This window comes from Rhizomicrobium sp., from assembly GCF_056722145.1.
This window is the reverse complement of record NZ_JBWZET010000031.1, coordinates 1-21189: the sequence shown is the minus strand read 5'-3', so window position 1 is coordinate 21189 and position 21189 is coordinate 1. Positions and strand designations below refer to the sequence as shown.

The following is a 21189-nucleotide window of genomic DNA, read 5'->3' as shown; positions in this document are numbered from 1 at the left end:
ATCAGGAGAGGGCGCACATCACCCGAGGGGTCGCGGGAAAATGGGTGGGGCGTGAGAACCACAGTCCGGGCTGCACTATGCGGTACCGTCACTGTCGCTGGGATGTTCTTAAGCCCGCCGGCCATTGCGCAGGTCCGGCAATTCGACGTTCCGTCAGAAGACGCGGGAAGATCGATACCGGAACTTGCTCGTCAAGCTGGGATCCAGGTGGTCGCACCTGGCGAACAGCTTCATGGCGTCATTACTCCTGAAATCAAAGGCTCCTTCGACGTCGTTGCCGCTCTCAACCAGATGCTCAAAGGGACTGGCCTAGTGGTCAGTCACTTGTCGGACGGGATCGTTACGATCTCGCCGGCGGAACCAAAAGGTTATGAGGAGCGGGAAGGTATGTTGAAAGAACAGAAGACGGCAGTCTCGGTACTGGCATTGCTCGTCAGTGGCGCGTTGTATGGGGGGCCGGCAAACGCGCAATCGGAGCAACAGCTGGAAACGGTCGTCGTCACCGGTCAGCGGGCGGCTATCGAATCCGCCATTCAGCTGAAGGCGAAGGCCGAAGAAATCATCGACAGCGTGTCGGCGGAAGACGTCGGCAAGCTGCCGGACAACAGCGTGACGGAAGTGCTGCAGCGCGTTCCGGGCGTGAATATCACCCGCATCCAGACGGGCGGCAACAGCGAAAACTACGTCGGTGAAGGCACCGGCATCACGATCCGCGGTCTCGACAGCGTCGTCAGCCAGTTGAACGGCCGTGACTCGTTCAGCTCGGCGAACGGTCGCTCGCTGGCGTGGGAAGACATCCCGCCGGAACTGGCGCAGGGCGTCGACGTCTACAAGTCGCTGTCGGCAGCACTGCCAGAAGGCGGCTTCGGCGGCGTGATCAATCTGCGTACCCGCCAGCCGTTCGATTTCGACGGCCTGACCATGAACGCATCGATCAGCGGCAACTACGCCGACTATGCGGCCGCGGCGCGCTTCGGCGGCGTCGCCCTGATCAGCGATCGCTGGCAGACCAAGCTCGGCGAGATGGGCCTTCTGGTCAACGTCGCCTATTCCGACCTCAAGACCAAGGCCGACGGCGTCCAGGTGAACCCGTACGTTCCGGTGGTGTGGTCGCCGGGTTATCCGACCTCCGAAAACCTGCCGTACGTGTCGAGCTACAATCTCACGTCCGACAGCCCCAATCCGGTCAGTTGCTCGGGCGACGCGCACTTCACCTGCCAGGAAGTCTATGTCCCGCAGGCGATCAACTACACCCAGCGCAACGACGACCGTCAGCGTTCGGGCCTCTATGCGGCGTTCCAGTGGAACCCGAATGAGCGCGTGTCGCTGTTCACGACCTTCTTCCGCTCGCGCTACAACGAAAACACGCTGTCGCGTTCGATCACGAACACGGTTTCGGGCTACGTCGCGCTTGATCCGAACAGCACCAACACCTTCGACAAGTACGGCAACCTGCTGTCGTCGAACGGCATCAGCTCGTTCCAGTATCAGGATCCGGGCGCGGTCGGCTATTTCGGTGTCAATTCCGGCTGGGCCTATCAGAACATCCCCTACCAGTTCGACTCGAACCTGAACCATCAGGTCAACCAGACGACCGATATCGCGACCGGCGGTGAATGGGATCCGAACGACAACGTTGCGATCAAGTTCGCGGCGCAGCACGTCGAATCCTTCGCCCGCGTCAAGGGCACCTGGGCCGACCTTTATGCCTTCGTGCCGGGCTACGGCCTGACCCTCAGCCCGTACGGCAGCTCGACTGCCCCGGTAATGTCGTTCCCGGACATCGACCTTTCCAACAAGAACCGTTTCGGTTGGAACAGCACGATGGACCACAACACCAGCAACTCCGGCCAGGAAAACGCGATCTATGCCGACGGCAGCTGGAAGGTCAGCGACACCCGCTTCATCCGTGCGGTGAAGTTCGGCTTCAAGGTCACAGACCGCACCGAAAACGACTGGGAAACCCCGTACAACTGGAAAGCCCTGACGCCGTCGTACCAGAGCGCCTGGGTCGTGATCGATGGATCGGGCAATCCGGTCTACGATGCCTCGGGCAACGTCGAGGAATGCTTCACCGCGTCGGCCACCTGCGCCTCCAAGAACGTGGCGTCGGTGAGCGCCGTGAAGACCGCGGGCAACACTGATTCCAAGTTCAGCCAGCTCGTCGATACCGGCACTTGGTTCAACGGCAAGGCCGGTCTGCCGGCTCAGGCGTATTTCCCGTCGCTTGACATGCTCGGTCAGAACTTCTCGACCATCCACTCCTATACCAATGGGCTTGGTGCGCCTGGCGATCAGACGACCGCGATCTCCTACACCAGCCTTGACCAGTCCCGCCTCAAGGAGACGGTTGCTTCGGGCTATGCCCAGGTGAACTTCGCCTACGAAGGCTGGCGGATGCCGATCACGGGCAATATCGGCGTGCGCGTCGTCGCCTACAAGGACAAGGCGTCGGGCGCGTTCGTCAACCCGTACTACACGACCCCGATCTCGCTGCAGCCGGTCAGCCATTACGACGACTGCACGACCGCGGCCAACCGCACCACGAACGGGTGCATCACCCAGAGTGGCAGCGTTCCAAACGTGGTGCAGTTCACGGTTGCCAAGACCTACTCGATGATGACGGGCAGCCACAGCCAGGTTGACGCGCTGCCGTCCTTGAACCTCCAGATCCTGCCGATGCCCGAGAAACTCCCGGGCCTCAAGATCCGTCTGGCGGCGTCGCAGGGCATCTCGCGTCCGAGCTTCTCTCAGCTTAACCCGAAGGGGTCGGGGTCGGGCTCCTACGTCGGTACCTACCAGGCCTACTTCAACGGCAGCCTGGGCAATCCGAGCCTGAAGCCGGAAAAGGCCGAACAGTTCGACGGCTCGATCGAGTACTATTTCGATCACGGCGGCATGGTGCACTTCTCGCCGTTCTACAAGCAGATCCACAACTACATCGCGCAGGGCAGCGCGACGGTTTCCATGGTCCTGCCGGCTGTCGTCACTGGCGGCACCACCTCGCAGGGCACCATGGGCTGCGCCGCCCCGGTGACCATCGGCGAAGCCTGCCCGCAGACGGTTTCGGCGGCGGTCGTCGACTGGCTCAACGAAAAGCAGAACGCGATCGTGCGCGGCTTCGAAACCGGCATCACCAAGTACGCCGATTTCCTGCCGGATCCGTTCAACAGCTTCGGTGCCGACTTCAACTACACCTACCTCTCGAGCTCGCAGCCGGGCGCCCTCAGCTATGACATGAAGGGCAACCTGATTACGGGCTTGCCGATGGTTGGTTTGTCGAAGAACACCGTCAATGCAACCTTGATGTACGACCGCCAGCCGGTGTCGATCCGCTTGGCGTACAACTGGCGTGACGACTTCCTGGTCACGTCGGCGGCCTACCAGACCACGAACCAGTACAACTACGCGCTCAATCAGCCGGTGACGTCGCTGGGTGTCATGCAGGGTCAAGTGGTTCACTACTCCCTGCCGGTCTTCCAGTATCCGATGGGAACACTCGACGCGAACCTGGCTCTGACGCTCACCGACAACGTCGAGTGGACGTTCCAGGCGTCGAACCTGACGAAGACCGTTGCCCGTCTCTACATGGGCGTCGGCGATCATCGGGAAAACCGCAGCTGGTACACAGCGGATACGCGGTACACGTCGCAACTGCGCGTGAAGTTCTAAGGAAAACCAGTTCGCGGGTGTTGCGGTGGCCTTCGGGCCGCCGCAGCCTGGGAGGAAAAAATGAAGACGAAAGTTCACACCATTCGTACGCTGCTCGGCGCGACCGTGAGCGCTTTGGCGATTGCGGCCGTTTGCGGCCCGGCAGGCGCGCAAACTTTTCAGACCACCACTGGCTTCCAGACGGTCACCATCAACACTGCCTTTGCTTCGCAGTATAAGACGTTCGAAGTTACGAGCGGCACCAAGGCCGAGATCGTGGCGAGCTGGGCGCAGCAAAGCTGGGCTGTGGGACAGAATACGGCGGTGACGTTGTCGTCGCCGGGCGGCAGCGCCAATATTTCGACGCTGAATCCCTGCCAGAACGGTTCTCTGGCCTACAACAGCAGTTCGTGCCTGGGCGGTGCACCGAAGATTCAGGTCGACGCAGGCGGCACGCTGATCGTCGGTGGCGTTCAGACCAATTCCAGCATGGTCGGCGGTACCGGCTTCGAAAGCGCCATCCATGCCGATGGTGACGTGGTTATCCAATACGCCGGCCCGACGCAGAGCTGGGGCACGCCCACGCAGCAGTTCGTCGGTACCAACGTGTTCCTCGGCAATGTCACCCTGGCCGACCAGCAGGTGCTTTCGCCCAACCAGGTGACCGCTACTTTCGGTCTTTCCTGGGCGGCGGCACCGACGGTGTTCGGTCCGAACACCAACATCATCCTCGGCAACAATACGGTGCTGAACATGTACCAGGCGGCCGGCGTGCCGGCGGTCATGGGCGGTTCGTTGCAGGGCACCGGCACGTTGATGCTCGGCGCCGGTGAACTGATCATCAACGGCCAGAACACGGCGGCGACGCCGTTCCTCGGTACGCTGACGATCAACCCCGGCAATACGCTGGTGATCGGCGACGCGGCGCATCCGACTGCCGTGTACGGCGATCCGGGTCATCCGACGGCGCAGACCCTGACCATGAAGGGTAACTCGGGCAGCGCCCCGATCCTGATGGGTTACGGCACGATCGACGCCAATCTCGTGGTTCAGGGCGGCAAGGTCATTCCGGGCGGTACGGTCGGAACGCCGGGCACCTTGACGGTCGCAAGCTATTCCCAGGACGCGACCAGCACGCTCAAGATGCAGGTGAGCCCGTCGGGTGCCGGCGAGCTGCATGTGCTCGGCAATGCCTCGATCAACGGCAGCTTGGTTCTGTCGATCAGCGAGGGCGCCTATGGCCTGCAGACCTTCAACCTGTTGAAGGTTGATGGAACGCTGACCGGCAAGTTCTCGAACGTTTCGGTGGAAAGCACGGCCGGTAACGCCGTGGCCGCGGGCTTGCTGATCTCGAATGCAGGCTACCAGGTCGTCACCGAAGTCGTACAAGGCACGAACACCACGCGTCCGATCGTCGTCGGGCATCTGGTGGACGACAACCGCCTCAACGACACCTACTTCATCGGTTCGTTGTACGACCAAATCGCGCAGGATTCGCCGCGTAACGGCCAGCAAATCGGCCGCAACAAGTACGTCTGGATCGAGGGCTTCGGTCAGCATTCCAGCGTCTCGCGCAACGCCGTCGGTTATCACTCGACGACGGAAGGCGTGACGATCGGCGCCGAATATCGTGACGAAGCGAACCACGTTCTCGGTATCGCTGCGTCGTACTCGGCTGGCGACCTCAAGGCCAAGGGCACCAGCACGGCCACGGTCGACACCGGGCACATCGCGGTCTATGGCGGTACCAACGTTCAGTACTTCCGCCTCGACGGCGCGGTCTACTACGACGCGTATGCCGCCGACTCCGCGCGTGATTTCGGGACCAGCGGCGTCGCCGCGACCAGCCCGAAGGGTTACGCCTTTGGTGGTTCGATGCAGGTGAGCCTGCCGATGTTCCGCGGCCTGATCACGCCTTACATGCGCGGCATTGTCTCCCACCAGCATCTTGATCAGTCGGTGGAGTCGGGCGTTCAGCTGTTGAACCTGCGGTACAACGCCATCAACGGCAACTACTTCGTCGGTGATGTCGGCCTGCGTGTCGATCCGTTGCGGTCGAATCCGGACAGCAAGAACAAGGTGTTCCTCACGGTTGCCATCGAGCACGACTTCTCGGCTCTGGGTGAGAAGGTCACGGGCACGTTCCCGACGACCGACGGCCTGCCGTGGAGCTCCTACTGGCGCGGCGACTCCGAGAACACTGCGATCGTCGGTCTCGATGTTGCTCGCAAGATCACCGACAACCTGGAAATTTCGGGTCGCGTAACCGGTCGCGCTTCGCTGTTCCAGACTTCTGGCGAACTGGCTCTCGACGCCAAGTATCGCTTCTGATCCCTGTCCGCGGCTTGCTCGCGGAAAACAGGCTGGCATAAGTCGGGGCGGCAGTCGGTGCCGCCCCGATGATTTCCGGCAAGGTCGTCGGCAGGATGTTGTGGTTGCCGTCCCTTTGCGAACCCTGCGAAAGCGCAGGCCCGTGCCGCCAAAGGGCGGCCTCCCGCATTTTCATCGAAAGAACCCTTGCGTGCCCGGCGGCGCGCAAGTGATGAGGAATTGGCCAATGCAGACTAGACGTACGATAATGGCGTCCATGCTGGGCGCGTTTGTGGTGATCGGTGCAGCCCGGGCCGAGGGCGATGAAGATCTGCCCCATGCGACGGTGGTGAAGGGCAAGCCGCCCTATCTCGATTTCAACGACGGTGTCAAAGTTCCCTGCAACAAGAACGCGTTCCTGACCCTGTGGGAAGGGCCGGGCTACTGGCTCACTTTCGGTTTCGGTTCGGCGTCGATCAACGACATCGCCCAGACCCGCGCCGTCTATCATGCCACCGGCGCGATGCGGTACCTGCTGCTGACGCTCGCCTTCGCGCCCGACCGGCTGGTGAAGATCGAGGGCAGCGGCTGGCGCCAAAAGGAAGAAAAGCCGTCCAACTATGTGATGGGCGACCTTGACTTGCCGGGCCGTCCGTCGCGCGCGCTCGACGACGTCTTCCTCGGCCGCGGCAATGCCGACGCCACGACGTTCTGGGGACAGCCGGACGTGGGCGGCATGGCATCGATGGCGCCGTCCGGGCCAGGCGGTCCCGAGATCGGCTCGTCGGGCATGATGCCGTCAATGACGCCGATGAGCGTCAATGCGTTCTGCTGTTACGTCGTGCGCAAGAAGGATCTCAGCCTTGCCGACGTGCGCCAGCGCGCCAAGATTTTGAAGATCTGATGGACGGAACCGGCCCCGGCCTGAATGCATGCCGCGAACACCGTGTCGCGGAACGCCTTCGGCCGGCATCACGCGGTGGGTTGCTCGACGGTATTGTTGCCGATGCGAGCGGCCTGCCGATGCTGTCGACCCACTGCGCGCGACCGCGCTTCTTCATCGCCATCCCGCTCGGCGAGGCGAAGCCGGTCGTGGCGCGTGTGCCGATCGTTGCGCAAGACAAATTCGTCAAGCGGCGGATGCGGATTAAGGTGTCGCGTTCCCTCACTTGATCTCGATTTCGTACCACGGCGTGCGATAGCCTTCGGAAAGCTCGATCACCGCGCGGGTTGTGCCGCTGACGACCACCGGCGCCTTGCGGTTGCCGCGTTCGTCGAGCGCCCAGGCGGTCACGCGCGCCGCCGGAACCGGCAGGGTGATGCGGGCGCCGAGCCCTTCCACCAGCACCGGGGCGTGGCCCCAGTTCTTGCCGAGCGAGGTTTTGTGCTCGTTCCATTGCTGGTCGGTGTTTTCCTCCTGGCCGAGGGTCATCACCAGGATACGCCCGGGCGAGGAAAAGTCCGTACCCTGAAGGACCGTCGCGGTGACCACGCCCCAGTCGTGGCGCGCTTCGGTCAGTTCGAGCCCGACGCCATGCGCGTCGTAGCTGTGGCCGAGGCGGGTGCCAATCAGCGCCTTGCTGCGCTTGGTGTCGACCACCACCGTCTTGCCGCCGATGCCGTCGAGGCCCCAGGCGAGTTCGCCGGTTTCGCTGCGGACCGGCAGCGCCGGTGTTGCACCGTTCGCTCCGCTGGCCGCCACCGAACGCGCCAGTGCGGTGTCCCTCGAGGCGCCGAAATCGTCGCCGCCGGGAATGTGCGAGACTTGGCGCATGGTTTCGATCCAGGTGTCGCGGTCGGGCATCGCCGCGGTTGTCGCCGGGGCCGCCGCTACATCGCCCCGCCGCAGCATCGCCGCGGTCGCGATCATGCTCGCCATTTTCACCGGATTGGAGCGGCTGTCGAAAAAGCCGTCGATGAAATCGGTGTGCCAGTTGGAATCCCAGCCGCCGAACGCGAACAGGAAGATGGCGTCCCAATCCTGCATAGCGCCATAGGCCCCGATCAGCGGCAAGGTCTCGGCCTGATAGTCGTTGGGGGCGGGCGTGTTGTATTCTGTGACGATGAAGGGCTTGCCCGGAACGCGGCGCAGCGCCAGTTCGCCGATGGTCCCGCCGCCGTCGATGCCGGCCATCGGCACGTTCTTGATCAGCCAGTTGTCCGCATCCCAGGAGCGGCCGGGGAATTGCGGGTGCTGCCAATAGGCGTGGCCATCGACCACGTCGAGCGCGCCCTGGATCGGGGCCGGGCTGAAATTGATCTGGGTGCCGACGATCAGCGGGCGGACGCCGAGATCGGTCTTCAGGTACTGCTCCATGTCGCGCCAGTAGCGGCTTTCGACATCCCACATGAAGCTCAACCAATCGCGCTGCGCCGCCGGCGTGCGGTTGAAGCGGGTGGAAAAGTCGGTGATCGCGACAGTACCGCGCTCCAGGCTTTCGCCGGGCTTCAGTCCTGCCGTGCCGCCCGGCTTCAGGCTGGCTTCGGCGATCTCAAGCCGCCCGGTCTCGAAGCCAAGGCCGGAAAGGGTCAGGCGCGCATCGATGTCGCCGGAACTGGGCGCGAAGGTGAAGCTGACCGTCTTCCACGCGGTGCCGACCTTGATCTGGTCCTGCCACAGCCATTTCCACGGTTCATGGCTTTGCATCGCCATCACCGCAACGGTCATCGGATGATCGGCGCGGAGCTTGAGGGTCAGCGTGTAGGGGCGCTCGGCAGTGAACGCGAGCTTGTTCTGATGGAGCTGGACGTGCCAATTTTCCTGGCCTTTTTCGGTCACGTCGAGCTTCAGGCCGGACGGTGTCAGGCCAAGGTTCGCTTTCGCGGTCGTCATGGTCTGCAGGTCCCAGCCGGTGGTGAACATCTCGGTCCCGAGCGGCTCTTCGCGCGCGCCCCACGCGGCTTTCAGCGCGGCGTCGTTGCTGTAGCGCGCCTTCAGCCATGCCTGCCATTGGCGGGTGAGGTCGCTGCGGAACGGTTCGCCCATGGCGTCGAGATGGCCGGCGTGCCACTCCCAGATCAGGCCGTTCTCGTTGTTGATTTCGACGATGGCGATGGCCGGCTCTTCGGCGTAGCGGTTGCCGGTGTAGGGATTGCGGTGATTGAGCAGATCGCGCGCATAATTCTTCTGCAGCGCGATCATCGGGGCGTAGAAATTGTCGACGCCCTTGAAATAGCTGTCGCCGCCCGGCCACGCCTCGCCGACGCCGGGATAAGCGCGCCCGACATGCAGGTTGAGGTCGCAATAGATGCCCTGGCGCTTCAGCGCGGCGACGAAATAGTCGAGACGGTCGAGATAGTCCGGATCGAGGGTGAGGCGGTCGTGCTGCAAGATGCCGATCGGCGCGTCGGTGGTGTCCATATGGTGCAGGCGGACGATATTGACGCCGAAGCGGGCGAGCCGACGCGCCGCGATGTCGGCATCGGCGTGGCTCGGCGCATTCGACCCGAAGGTGATGTTGACGCCGAGCAGGCGCAGGCGCTCGCCGCCGGCCGCCAGATGGCCGTTGGCGACGGTGACGAAGCCTTTGGTGCCGGCGGGCTTGTCGTTCCAAGTCGACAGATCGGTGATGCCGCCGCTGCCGGTGTCGTTCCACGGCATCGGGAAGGGATAGAGATCGCCGGCTGTCGCCGACCCCGCCAACAAAACGATTGCTGCCAACGTTGCGCGCAACGACATGCGGCATCCTCCCCGAATAAGCAGGGAACAATACCGCCTTTTTGCCCGCCGCCGTGAGAGCCGTTGCGCCGCACTAGCCGCCGGTGGCGCTGAACAACTTATACGTGCTGGTGGCGCCTTTGGCACTCGCGACGACCAGTCCGCGTACGTCGCAAACCAATGGCGACGCCAAGCCCGGAGGCGCAACAAATGTTTGCAGGAGATGCCTTCCGCAGTGAGGAAACAGGCGGGCGTGCGGAGCGTTGGGAAATGGACCGGTGCACGCCACCGGCCGGCAACCCTCACGAAAGGCACTACACTCGTGTTCATGCACAACAAGAAACTCATGTATACGGTGCGCGTCGGCGAAACCAATCCGGCGCTCGCCAACCTGATGCTGGAGCAGTTCGGCGGCCCGCAGGGCGAGCTGGCCGCGGCGATGCGCTATTTCACCCAGCACCTGGCTGAGGACGATCCCGGCCGCAAGGACATGCTGATTGACATCGCCACCGAGGAGCTGTCGCACCTCGAGGTCATCGGCAGCATCGTCGCCATGCTGAACAAAGGCGTGAAGGCTGAGCTGTCGGAAGGCGCGATGGACGAGGCCGAGCTGTACATGGCGCTAGGGCAGGGCAACGACAGCCACACCACTTCGCTGCTTTATGGCGGCGGGCCGGCGCTGACCCATTCCGGCACCGTGCCGTGGACCTCGGCCTATATCGACTCGATCGGCGATCCAACCTGCGATCTGCGCTCGAACATTGCCGCCGAAGCGCGCGCCAAGATCATCTACGAGCGGCTGATCAATGTCACCGACGATCCCGGCATCAAGGACGCGCTGACCTTCCTGATGACCCGCGAAGTGGCGCATCAGAAGTCGTTCGAGAAGGCGCTTTACGCCATTGAGCCGAATTTTCCCCCGGGCAAGCTGCCGGGCGATCCCAAGTTCACAAACAAGTACTACAACCTCTCGCAGGGGAACGGCGGCGACGTCGACGGGCCGTGGAATTCCGGCGCGCAGTGGGAACGCATCGACGACCTTGAAGAGCAGCTCGCAGTGGATGGCGGCGACGGCTCCGCTTCGGTCGATCTCGATGCCAGTGACGAGGATCTGCTGGAGGCGCTTTCCGAGCGCACTAGGTCCGAAACCGATGGCGATGTCATAACCGGAGCCGATCTCGGGGCCGGGCCGGGCGCCGGCAAAACCGCCAAGACCTAGCCATCGTTTGAAATGGCGTGTGGGGGTATCATCGCGTCCGCTTCGACTCGGATGCGGAACCCGCCATGATCCCCACACGTCTTGCGCTCCTGTTGGCGCTGAGCTTTGCCCCCTCGTTCGCCGCGCCGGTTGTGCTGCCGGCCAGCCATGGCGCACTGCCGCCGCCCGCCGCCGGGCACGATAAACCGGCGGCGATCGTGGTTTACGCGCCCTACCGCTACGACGACATCCTGTGGGAGAACGACCGCGTCGCGCATCGGCTCTACGGCCCGGCGCTGCAGGCGCATGAGCCGCCGTCCGGCTCCGGCATCGACATCTGGGGCAAGAACGTGCGCTATCCGTATATGGAGCGCCAGCTTGCCAGCGGCGACCAGCACGAATTCCACGGCGAGGGGCTCGATTACTACAATGTCGGCACCGCGCGTGGCGATGGCGGGCTCGGCATCTGGTTCGACAACAAGCTGTGGGTGTCGCGCAACTACAAGACCTACAAGATTCTCGATCCCGGCCCCAAGGTGGCGCGCTTCAGCCTCGATTATGCGCCGTGGCCGGTCGATGTCGTGCGCAAGGTGTGGGAGCATCGCGAACTGGCGCTGCCGCTCGGCACCAATTTCACCCGTCAGGTGTCGACGCTGTCGTCCGAGGATGCATCGCCGTTGACGGTCGGCATCGGCATCAACAAGCACGCCACTTCAGACGCCACCGCCGATTTCAAATGGGATGCGGCGACGGGCAGGCTGACGGTGTGGGAGAAGGCCGATCCCCAAAATGGCAGCATGGGGCTGGCGCTGATGGTCGATCCCGCCGCGGTGGTCGGGTTTGTTCAGGACGCGGATAATTTCCTGGTGCTGGTGAAAGTCATGCCGGGAAAGCCGTTCGTCTATTACAGCGGCGGCTGCTGGGACAAAGGCCTCGATTTCCACAGCCGCACCGAATGGGAAACCTACGTCGCCGCCCAGAAGCCGGATTTTACCGCCCACTGACCCGCCATACCGCGCCGCCGAGATCGTCGGCGATAAGAAGCGCGCCGGTTTTGTCGATCGCCAGCCCGACCGGCCGGCCATAGACCGTGTTGCCGCGCAAAAAGCCGGTGACGACGTCTTCCGCCGTTCCGTTTGGCCGCCCGTTGGCGAAGGGCACGAACACGACCTTGTAACCGTTGTAGGGGGCGCGGTCCCAGCTGCCGTGTTCGCCGATGAAGGCGCCGCCGCGATAGCGGGGCGGCAAACCGGTGCCGGTATTGAACACCATGCCGAGTGGCGCGACATGCGACGACAGTCCGTAATCGGGCACGGTCGCCTTCGCCACCATGTCGGGGCGCTGGGGGTGAACGCGCGGGTCGACATGCCCGCCCCAATAGCTCCACGGCCAGCCATAGAAGCCGCCGTCCTTGATCGAGGTGAAATAATCCGGCACCAGATCGGGACCGAGTTCATCGCGCTCGTTGACCACCGCCCACAGAACATGCGTGGTCGGCTCGAATTGCAGCCCGTTGGGATTGCGGGTGCCGGTGGCATAAAGCCGGTGCGCGCCGCTGGCCCGGTCGATTTCCCAGATCGCGGCGCGCTCGTATTCGGCCTGCAGCCCGTTCTCGGTGATGTTGGAATTCGAACCGACGCCGGCATAAAGCTTGCTGCCGTCGGGGCTGGCGGTCAGCGATTTGGTCCAGTGATGGTCGATCGGCCCGCCCGGCAGATCGGTCAGCTTGACGCCGGGAGCGGCAATATGGGTTTCGCCGGTCTGATAGGGAAAGCGCATCACCGCATCGGTATTTGCCACGTACAGATCGTTGCCAACCAGCACGACGCCGAACGGGTGGAACAGGTGATCGATGAAGACCGTCCTGAGGTCGGGCTTGCCGTCGCCGTTGGTGTCGCGCAGTAAAAGAATGCGGTTGCCCGCCTTATTGGCGGAGTGGGCGCGCGCTTCCACCCAGTTCATCACCAGTTGCTTCGGCCGGGTGATCGGCTCCTTCGGCCCATCGGACTCCACCACCAGCACGTCGCCGTTGGGCAGCACATAGAGCGAGCGCGGGTTGGCGAAATCCTTGCCCAGTGCTTCGACCTTCAATCCCGCCGCAACGTCCGGCTTGCCGTCGCCCCAAGGAGCGCGTGCAGCAACCTTCATCGGCGGCATCAGGTATTGATGCAGCGGCGGCAGATCGGGATGGGGTCCGATCTGGCGTTTTGGATTGATCGGTTCCGGCCCGCAGGAAGCCAGCAACAGCGCAGCCACGCTCAACAGCATCGCGCCCTTCATGGCAGGTCCTTCGGTGCGATCGCGACGCCGTGGCGATAGACCATCGCCCAGCCGTTCCAGCCGGTGATAAGAAGGATCGCGACCACCAGCGCCGACAGTATCAACCCGGTCGGCCATACCGCGGTGTAGCCGTCACGCGAGTGAACGAAGGCGTTCCAGATCGACAGGACCAGCGCGATGGCGTTGCCGATGCCGTGAATCCAGGCGTGGCGCAGCGCGCGGATGCGGCGGTCGCCGAAAAAGTCGATAACGCCCGCGATCACCACGAAGATCGACAGGATCAGTCCTGCCGTCAGCAGCCACGACGACATTGTCGACCACGTCGGCTGGCCAGTGGCGACGTAGACGATGTCGGTCACCAGCGTGAAGACGAAGCACACGATCGGAAACGGCACCAGCATCGGGTGGATCGGATGTCCGGCGATACGCGCCGTCGAGTGGGCGAAACCCGGCGCAACGACACGGTGGATTTCCGGCTTGGAAGAGGTTTCGGGGAACATGGGCGCGAGTCCGGACTGCGTTGGACAAACGCCGCACGCGGCGCTGTGGTTCCGAACTTGCTGCCGATCGATTCCGTTCATCTGTGGTGCGGTCGGGGGGCCGTCCCTTCGCATATATAACGGTTGGGGTCGCCGCCGAAGCGCGTTAGAAGTCCGCTTGTTTTTACGCGGGCGCGGAAAGGCGGACCGGAATGGCGACCATCAAGGATGTCGCAAAGCGGGCAGGTGTGGGCATCGGCACGGCGTCACGCGCCATTGCCGGTAACGGGCCGATCTCGGCCAAAGCGGCAGCGCGCGTCCAGAAGGCGGTCGACGAACTGAATTTCCGCCCCAGCCACGCCGCCCGCGTGCTGCAAAAAGGCCAGTCGCAGACCATCGGCGTGTTCGTGCCGCTGATTCAGGGCTCGTTTTACACGCCTCTGCTGCACGCCATCTACACGGCGCTGAGGGCCACCGGCCGCCACATGGTGGTCGATTTCGGCCAGACGATGGAAAGCGAGCGACAGGATGCATTGAGCGGCGCCGAGTTCCTCACCGACCGCGGCTGCGACGGACTGATGGTGATGGGTACGCGCCTCAAGCCCAAGGATTTCGAAAAACTGCTGGCGCTGCAGCCCAAGTCCGTCGTGCTCAACCGCACCATGGCCGGGTTCCAGCATCACTGTTTCTGTCCCGATCACAAATCGGCCGGCGCGCTGGCTGCCGAAACGCTTTACGAGGCGGGTCATCGCGACATCGCCGTGATCGAAGGGCCTGAGACCTCGCCCGACAACGTCGCCCGCATGAAAGGCTTTTATGATGCCCTGGCGGCGCATGGCATCGACGTCGGTGCCATTCCGCGGGTCCACGGCGACTTCTCGCCGACGGCCGGTGCCAACGGCGTCAAGACATTGCTCGAACGCGGGCGCGATTATACCGCGCTGTTCTGCGCCAACGACGAATCCGCCATGGGGGCGCTGGCGTGTCTGCAGCAGATGGGCGTCTCGGTGCCGCACGACCTGTCGGTGATGGGCTACGACGGCATCGATCTGGCCGCGTTCACGGTGCCGGCGCTGACGACGGTATTGATCCCGTGGCAAGAGATCGTCCACAACGCGCTCGGGCACCTGCTCAATCTGTGCTACGGCGATGGCGTTGCGGTGGCGCGCGACCTTCCCCCGCAAGTGATCTGGCGAGGCTCGGTCGCGCGGCTCAAACCTAGTGCGAAAGCGCCCCGCTCACCGCGACACTAGCCTTCAAGTCGGCCGACGAGGCTCCCAGCGAGACCACGAACGGACCATCGGACAGCTTCCACGCGGTGCCGTCGTGGATCGACAACAGGCGCGGATCGACGGTCAGTGAGACGGTGGTGGATGCGCCCGGCTGCAAGCTGACCTTCGACCAGCCGGCGAGGCGTTTGGGTGCTTCCCAGCCGCCGGCCTTGGGCGAGACGTAGAGCTGCGGCGTATCCTTGCCGGCGCGCGCGCCGGTATTCGTCACCGTGAAGCGCGCCACCAGCTTGCCGTTGACGACATCGGCTTGCAGATTGCTATAGGCGAAGCTGGTGTAGGACAGGCCGTAACCGAAGGCGAACAGCGGCTTCAAGTTCTGCTTGTCGAACCATTTGTAGCCGACCGCCGCGCCTTCGCGATATCGCACCACGAACGACGTGCCGCCGGGAAGATCGGAACCGGGCAGCTTGGGCTGCGGCAATTGATCGACACTTGCCGGGAAGGTCGCCGGCAGCCGTCCCGCGGCATCGACGTCGCCGAGCAGCACGCGCGCGATGGCCTCGCCACCGCCGGAACCGGGGAACCATGCTTCGACGATGCCCGCGACCTGATCGGCCCACGGCATCAGCACCGGATTGCCGCTTTCCACCACCACGATCGTGTTCGGATTGGCGGCGGCGACGGTGCGGATGAGGGTGTCCTGATCACCGTCGAGATTCATGCCGTGGTCGATGTCTTCCGCCGACCACTGGGTCGCAAACACCAGCACCACGTCGCTCCTGGCCGCTTCCCGGGCCGCGGCAGCCGGATCGGAGCCATCAAGATACTTGAACGGCGTCTGCGGCAAGGCCGCCATCAGCGCCGCCATCGGCGACGAGGGCAGGTACACGATCGGACCGGGAAACCCGTTCGGGCCGAGCCCAGGCACGGCATTGCCGCCGGCCGGGAACACGGTGGACGAGCCGCCGCCCGAGATCACGCCGCGATCGGCATGACCGCCGATGATCAAAATCCGCTTGGCCGTGCGCGCGATCGGCAGCACGTTGCCGCGGTTCTTGAGCAGCACAATGGCTTCTTCGGCGGCGGCCTGGGCGACTTTGCGGTTGGCGTCGAGATCGATCCGCGCGTCGGTGATCGGCCGGTCATAGACCCCGACGTCGAACATCGACCGCAGGATGCGCCGCACCATGTCGTCGAGCCGGGCCTGGTTGACCTTGTGCCGGCTGATTGCCGCCTTCAGCGGTTTGCCGAACCACGGCTGGGCATCGAATATGCTCCCGGATTGCTGGTCCAGCCCGGCATTGGCGGCACGCTCGGTGGAATAGACCGCGCCCCAGTCGCTCATCACGTAACCCGGATATGCGAAGTCGCGCTTCAGCACCTGATTGAGCAGATACGCGCTTTCGCAGGCATAGACGCCATCCACCTTGTTGTAGGAGCACATCACCGAACCGGGCTTGCCGCGTTCGAGGGCGAATTCGAAGGCGAGGAAATCCGACATCCGCGCCGCGCCGTGATCGATCTCGACCGAATAGGCATGGCGGCCGGTCTCCTGATCGTTGAGCGCGAAATGCTTGACCGTGGAAATCACGCCCTGGCTCTGGATGCCCTGCACGGTAGCGCCAACCATCACGCCGGCCAGCAGCGGGTCCTCGCCGGCATATTCGAAATTGCGCCCGGTGCGGGGCTCGCGCAGCAGATCGACGCCGCCACCGAGCAGCACGTTGAAGCCCGTAGCGCGCGCTTCGCCGCCGATCATGGCGCCACCCGTCCGCGCGATATCGGGATTGAAGGTCGCGGCCAGGGCGATGCCGGCGGGAAGGGCGGTACGCCCGCGATAGCTGTCGGCGGATTCGCGCTGGGTGGCGACGCCGAGGCCGGCATCGCTGATCCACTGCGCCGGGATGCCGAGGCGCGCAATGCCGGGCACGTATCCGGCCGAACCCATGCGGGCCGCGGACGGCGGCGTGAAGTTCTTGTCCGGCATCATCGAGCCGAAATAACCGAACACCAGCGTGAGCTTCTCGTCCTCGGTCATCGCCTTGAGGGCCAGCTTGGCGCGCGCATCGGGGCTGAGCGTGGTGTTGTCCCAGGCATGGGCGGCAGCAGCGGGCGCTGCCAGCAGCAAGGTGCTCAAGACGAGGGCGGCGGGTGTTCGAAGCGGCATGAGGCCTCTTTAAGAAGGTGCTTTGGAAGCGTTTCCATCCGGTGGTATTTTATTGCCGGCAGAGCTGTCAATCGCCGGCCTTCTTAATGCGACGAAAGCGGAGACGCCGCTCCGCTTCGTGTGGGGTTTCCCCCGATGGTTAGGGCGCCGGCGAGCACCGCACTCAAGCGGCGAATGCACGGTCACAGTCTGCCATCTCTGATCCGCACGAGGCGGGACACGCCGGTAGGGCGCCAGTCCCGTCCGAGCGGCTTTCACGCGCCCGGATCAGCTATGTGTTGCGCTCGCGGATCAGGATTTTCGCGAGAAATCCCCAGCCGCTGGTTTTGCCGATGTGCCTCCTGTGCCAAACAGGCAACAATTGTGGGGAACACACAACGAACAGTCAAGGGGGATGCGGCAAACCTGACACTGCTCGGAGTGAGAGGCGGTTGCGATCAACTATCGCCTGCTCAAAATGTCTGGCGCTGCTGGATAAGGGGACGGAGCCGTTGGCGATGGAGCGGTGAAGGTCCGGCGCTGGGCAGCTGTGCCGAGCGAGCCCCCTTTGGCGCTGCGCGCCACTTCCCCCACGGTCCGAGTGCGAGCGGATGGAAACTTGCGCCCGCGGGGGCAGTAAGCGCGGTGCCACCCGGGGCAGTAAGCGCGGTGCCCGCGGGGGAGTAGGTGTGGTGCCCGCGGGGGCAGTAGCGGGCATGTTTACTGCCCCCGCGAGCGGTTCCGTCGTGCGGCGCACGTCGGAAACGCGAAGTGGGGGAAGTGGCATCCGAAGCCGAAGGCGAAGGATGACGAAGGGGGCCCTGCATGGCCTGTTGCGGTGGGGCGGATTTTGCGCGTGCGAGCGCCAAGCTGATCGTTGAGGCGACGGCTGTGCAGGGCGAGCCCCCTTCGGCGCTGCGCGCCACTTCCCCCACGGTCCGAGTGCGAGCGGATGGAAATTTTCGCCCGCGGGGGCAGTGAGGGTGGTGCCTGCGGGGGCAGTGAGCGTGGTGCCTGCGGGGGCAGTAAGCGTGGTGCCCGCGGGGCTGTACTGGGCGCGGGATTGTGCGGTGCGGAGGCGCGTTCTAGTACTGGATCATGCCGCTTCCCGATCTGCCGATAACAGAATGTCTGTCGCGCCTGATCGCGGCGTTGCGCGGGAATGTCGTGCTGGTGGCGCCGCCGGGGGCGGGCAAGACGACGGTGGTGCCGCTGGCGCTGCTCGATCCGGGGCGGATCGTGATGCTCGAACCCAGGCGCTTGGCGACGCGGGCAGCGGCGAGCCGCATGGCCAGTCTGATCGGCGAGACCGTGGGCCAGACGGTCGGCTTCCGCACCCGGCTCGAAAGCGCAGTATCGCCGAAGACCCGCATTGAAGTGGTGACGACCGGCCTGTTCCTCCGCCGCCTTGCCGGCGATCCGGGTCTCGACGGCGTTGCCACCGTTATTCTCGATGAAATTCACGAGCGCTCGCTCGATGCCGATCTGGCGCTGGCGTTGTGCCTCGATGCCCAGGCGATGCTGCGGCCCGATCTTCGGCTGCTGGCGATGTCGGCAACGCTCGATGGCGCGCGGCTGTCGGCGATGATGAATGCGACCGTGGTGGAAAGCGCGGGACGGATGCATCCGGTGGAAGTGCGTCACGCGGCGCGCGATCTGCAAAATTTGCGCGATCTGCCCGAAGCGATGGCGCGCGCCATTCGCGCCGCGCTGGCTGAGGCGTCGGGCGATATCCTCGCTTTCCTGCCGGGGATGGGCGAAATCCGCCGTACCGAAACGGCGCTCGCCGGCATCGCGGCGACGGTGCTGCCGTTGCATGGCGATCTGCCGCCGGCGGCGCAGGATCTGGCGCTTCGACCGGCCGAGGGGCGGCGCGTGGTGCTGGCAACCGCCATCGCCGAAACCTCGCTGACGGTGCCGGGGGTGCGGATCGTGATCGACGGCGGCTACCGGCGCGCGCCGCGCTTCGATGCGGCCAGCGGGCTGACCAGGCTCGCGACCGAGCGCGTCAGTCGGGCGGTGGCCGATCAGCGCGCGGGCCGCGCCGGCCGCGAGGCGCCGGGTATCGCCATCCGGCTGTGGAGCACGGCGCTGCAGCGCGGCCTTCGCCCCTATGACCGGCCGGAAATTCTCGATGCGGAGCTTTCCGGGCTGGTGCTCGAATGCGCCGCCTGGGGGACGCCGCCGGACAAGCTCGCGTTTCTCGATCCGCCGCCGGACGGCGCCATCGCGACGGCGCGGGCGCTGCTGACGGACCTCGGCGCGCTCGACGCGGGCGGCATCACGCCGCTCGGCAAGCGGATGAATATGCTGGGCGCGCATCCGCGATTGTCGGCGATGATGCTGGCGGCGAAGGGTGGCGCGGCGGCGGCGCGCGCCTGCGATATCGCGGCGTTGCTGGAAGCGCGCGATCCGCTCGGGTCGGGGCTCGAGACGCCGGCCGATATCCTGGCGCGGCTCGACGCGATCGAAGAGGCGCCGTCGCGCGCCGACCGCAACGCAATCCACGGCATCCGCCAAGCCGCCAAGCAATATCGCACGCGGCTTGGGATCGGCGCGACGCGGGCGGCGAGCGGCAATCCGGCACCCCTCATCGCCGCGGCGTTTCCCGACCGGATCGCGCAGCGCCGCGGCGAGCCTGGCAGCTTCCGGCTTTCGGGCGGTGGCGGGGCGCGGCTCGCCGTGACCGATCCGCTCGCCAAAGCGGGCCTTCTGGCGGTGGCGGCGCTGGAGATAAAAACCTCGCCGCGCATTACGATGGCGGCGCCGCTCGATCTCGCCGACATACCGGCGGCGCGGATCACCGAGACGGTGGAAACCAGCCTCGATCCGGTCACCGGCAGCGTCTCGGCGCGGCGGCGCAAATGCCTCGGCGTGCTGGTGCTGGAAGAGCGCATCGCCCCGCCGGATGCGGCCGAGGCGGCGGCGGCGTTGCTGGAGGCGGTGAAGAGCGATCCGTCCCGCCTGCTGTGGACCGACGGCGCCCGCAATCTGCAGGCGCGGCTGACCCTGATGCATGGACTCGAGCCCGACCTGTGGCCGGCCTCGGACGATGCCAGCCTGATCGCGAGCCTCGGCGACTGGCTGGGACCACATCTTTATGGCCGCACGCGGCTGGGCGAGGTCGCCTCCCTCGATCTTGGCGCGCTGCTGCTGGAGCGGCTCGATTGGACGCTGAAATCCCGGCTCGACAAGGAGTTGCCGACCCATCTGGCGCTACCTGGCGGGCGGCGGGCGGCGGTCGATTACACCGAGCCGGTGCCAATTGCCGCCGCGCGGGCGCAGCATTTCTATGGCCTCGCCGAAACGCCCAAACTCGCCGGTGGACGGGTGCCGCTCCGGCTGGCGCTGCTCTCTCCGGCGGGACGGCCGATCGCGCTGACCGCCGATATCGCCGGTTTCTGGAAGGGCGCCTGGGCCGATGCCCGGCGCGACATGCGTGGGCGCTATCCCAAGCACAATTGGCCCGAGAACCCGCTCGTTGGGTAAAGCCCTTGAATAAGAAAGGGTTTTCCGGATTGCGGCGGGTTGCGGCCGCGCTTTTTGTCGCTTTGTCCCGGCGGCGCGCGGCGCCTACACCGGGAGGGTCTTTTTCCCGTCGGAGCCGCCATGAGCCAGATGATCACCGTTGACGGCAACGAGGCCTGCGCCTCGGTCGCCTACCGGATGAACGAGCTGGCGGCGATCTACCCGATCACGCCGTCTTCCACCATGGGCGAGCTGGCCGATCAGTGGATGTGCGAGGGCCGCACCAATCTGTGGGGGCGGGTGCCGGACGTGGTGGAAATGCAGTCCGAAGGCGGCGCGGCGGGCGCGGTGCACGGAGCGCTGCAGGCGGGCGCGCTGGCGACGACCTTCACCGCGTCGCAGGGCCTGCTGCTGATGATCCCCAACATGTACAAGATCGCGGGCGAGCTGACGCCGTTCGTGATGCATGTGACGGCGCGGACCATCGCCACCCACGCGCTGTCGAGTTTCGGCGATCATTCCGACGTCATGGCGGTGCGCCAGACCGGATTCGCCATGCTCGCCTCGGCCAATGTGCAGGAGGCGCAGGATTTCGCCGCCATCGCGCAAGCCGCCAGCCTGAAGGCGCGGGTGCCGTTCGTGCATTTCTTCGACGGATTCCGCACCTCGCACGAAGTCGCCAAGATTGCGCCGCTGGCGGACGACGATCTGCGCGCGATGCTGGACGAAAGCGAGATCACGGCGCTGCGCCGGCGCGCGCTCAGCCC

12 protein-coding genes and 1 pseudogene are annotated in these 21189 nt (G+C 64.8%); 9 read left to right on the top strand and 4 right to left on the bottom strand.

Annotation, left to right across the window (positions count from 1 at the left end; genetic code table 11):
- Positions 1 to 387: 387 nt before the first annotated feature.
- The 4 genes from AC1P6P_RS01645 to AC1P6P_RS01630 all read left to right on the top strand — a co-directional run bounded on the left by AC1P6P_RS01645 (position 388) and on the right by AC1P6P_RS01630 (position 7134).
- Positions 388 to 3672, top strand: a complete 3285-nt coding sequence (locus AC1P6P_RS01645; protein WP_481400690.1) for a TonB-dependent receptor — start codon at positions 388 to 390, stop codon at positions 3670 to 3672.
- Between the two features lie 60 nt (positions 3673 to 3732).
- Positions 3733 to 5982, top strand: a complete 2250-nt coding sequence (locus AC1P6P_RS01640; protein WP_481400689.1) for an autotransporter family protein — start codon at positions 3733 to 3735, stop codon at positions 5980 to 5982.
- 247 nt (positions 5983 to 6229) lie between these two features.
- Entirely contained in the window at positions 6230 to 6865 is a 636-nt protein-coding gene (locus tag AC1P6P_RS01635; RefSeq protein WP_481400688.1) for a hypothetical protein, read from the top strand.
- Positions 6865 to 7134 (top strand): hypothetical protein, encoded by a 270-nt coding sequence (locus AC1P6P_RS01630; RefSeq protein WP_481400687.1) that lies wholly within the window; start codon positions 6865 to 6867, stop codon positions 7132 to 7134. Before AC1P6P_RS01635 ends, AC1P6P_RS01630 begins: the two co-directional genes overlap by 1 nt.
- Here the strand turns inward: AC1P6P_RS01630 and AC1P6P_RS01625 are convergent.
- Complete coding sequence (locus AC1P6P_RS01625) at positions 7127 to 9640, bottom strand: carbohydrate binding domain-containing protein (protein WP_481400686.1); 2514 nt, start codon at positions 9638 to 9640, stop codon at positions 7127 to 7129. The genes AC1P6P_RS01630 and AC1P6P_RS01625 overlap by 8 nt on opposite strands.
- A gap of 301 nt (positions 9641 to 9941) precedes the next feature.
- Here AC1P6P_RS01625 and AC1P6P_RS01620 point away from each other — a divergent pair, with 301 nt between their 5' ends.
- Positions 9942 to 10838 (top strand): manganese catalase family protein, encoded by an 897-nt coding sequence (locus AC1P6P_RS01620; RefSeq protein ID WP_481400685.1) that lies wholly within the window; start codon positions 9942 to 9944, stop codon positions 10836 to 10838.
- 65 nt (positions 10839 to 10903) lie between these two features.
- Positions 10904 to 11821: a DUF4861 family protein gene (locus tag AC1P6P_RS01615; protein WP_481400684.1), complete on the top strand. Its 918-nt coding sequence runs from the start codon at positions 10904 to 10906 to the stop codon at positions 11819 to 11821.
- On the opposite strand, the gene AC1P6P_RS01610 is transcribed toward AC1P6P_RS01615, so the two are convergent.
- Together AC1P6P_RS01610 and AC1P6P_RS01605 are read right to left on the bottom strand one after the other, a co-directional pair.
- Positions 11808 to 13097, bottom strand: coding sequence for a PQQ-dependent sugar dehydrogenase (locus tag AC1P6P_RS01610; RefSeq protein WP_481400683.1), 1290 nt, complete (start codon positions 13095 to 13097; stop codon positions 11808 to 11810). The genes AC1P6P_RS01615 and AC1P6P_RS01610 overlap by 14 nt on opposite strands.
- Positions 13094 to 13498 carry a DUF2231 domain-containing protein gene (locus tag AC1P6P_RS01605; protein WP_481400697.1) on the bottom strand — a complete coding sequence of 135 codons (405 nt, stop codon included), beginning with the start codon at positions 13496 to 13498 and terminating at the stop codon, positions 13094 to 13096. The genes AC1P6P_RS01610 and AC1P6P_RS01605 overlap by 4 nt, the downstream gene beginning before the upstream one ends.
- Before the next feature lie 290 nt (positions 13499 to 13788).
- Between AC1P6P_RS01605 and AC1P6P_RS01600 the strand changes: the two genes are divergently transcribed.
- A complete protein-coding gene (locus tag AC1P6P_RS01600; protein ID WP_481400682.1) occupies positions 13789 to 14829 on the top strand; it encodes a LacI family DNA-binding transcriptional regulator in 1041 nt (346 codons plus the stop codon).
- Here AC1P6P_RS01600 and AC1P6P_RS01595 read toward each other — a convergent pair.
- Positions 14795 to 16975: a beta-glucosidase gene (locus tag AC1P6P_RS01595; RefSeq protein ID WP_481400681.1), complete on the bottom strand. Its 2181-nt coding sequence runs from the start codon at positions 16973 to 16975 to the stop codon at positions 14795 to 14797. The two genes, AC1P6P_RS01600 and AC1P6P_RS01595, sit on opposite strands and share 35 nt — an antisense overlap.
- A gap of 1077 nt (positions 16976 to 18052) precedes the next feature.
- On the opposite strand from AC1P6P_RS01595, the gene hrpB reads away from it, so the two are divergent.
- Both hrpB and AC1P6P_RS01585 read left to right on the top strand, forming a co-directional pair.
- On the top strand, positions 18053 to 20443 hold the full coding sequence (hrpB, locus tag AC1P6P_RS01590) for an ATP-dependent helicase HrpB (protein ID WP_481400680.1): 2391 nt from the start codon (positions 18053 to 18055) through the stop codon (positions 20441 to 20443).
- Between the two features lie 129 nt (positions 20444 to 20572).
- Positions 20573 to 21189: pseudogene (locus tag AC1P6P_RS01585) on the top strand (pyruvate:ferredoxin (flavodoxin) oxidoreductase); the annotation flags it as partial.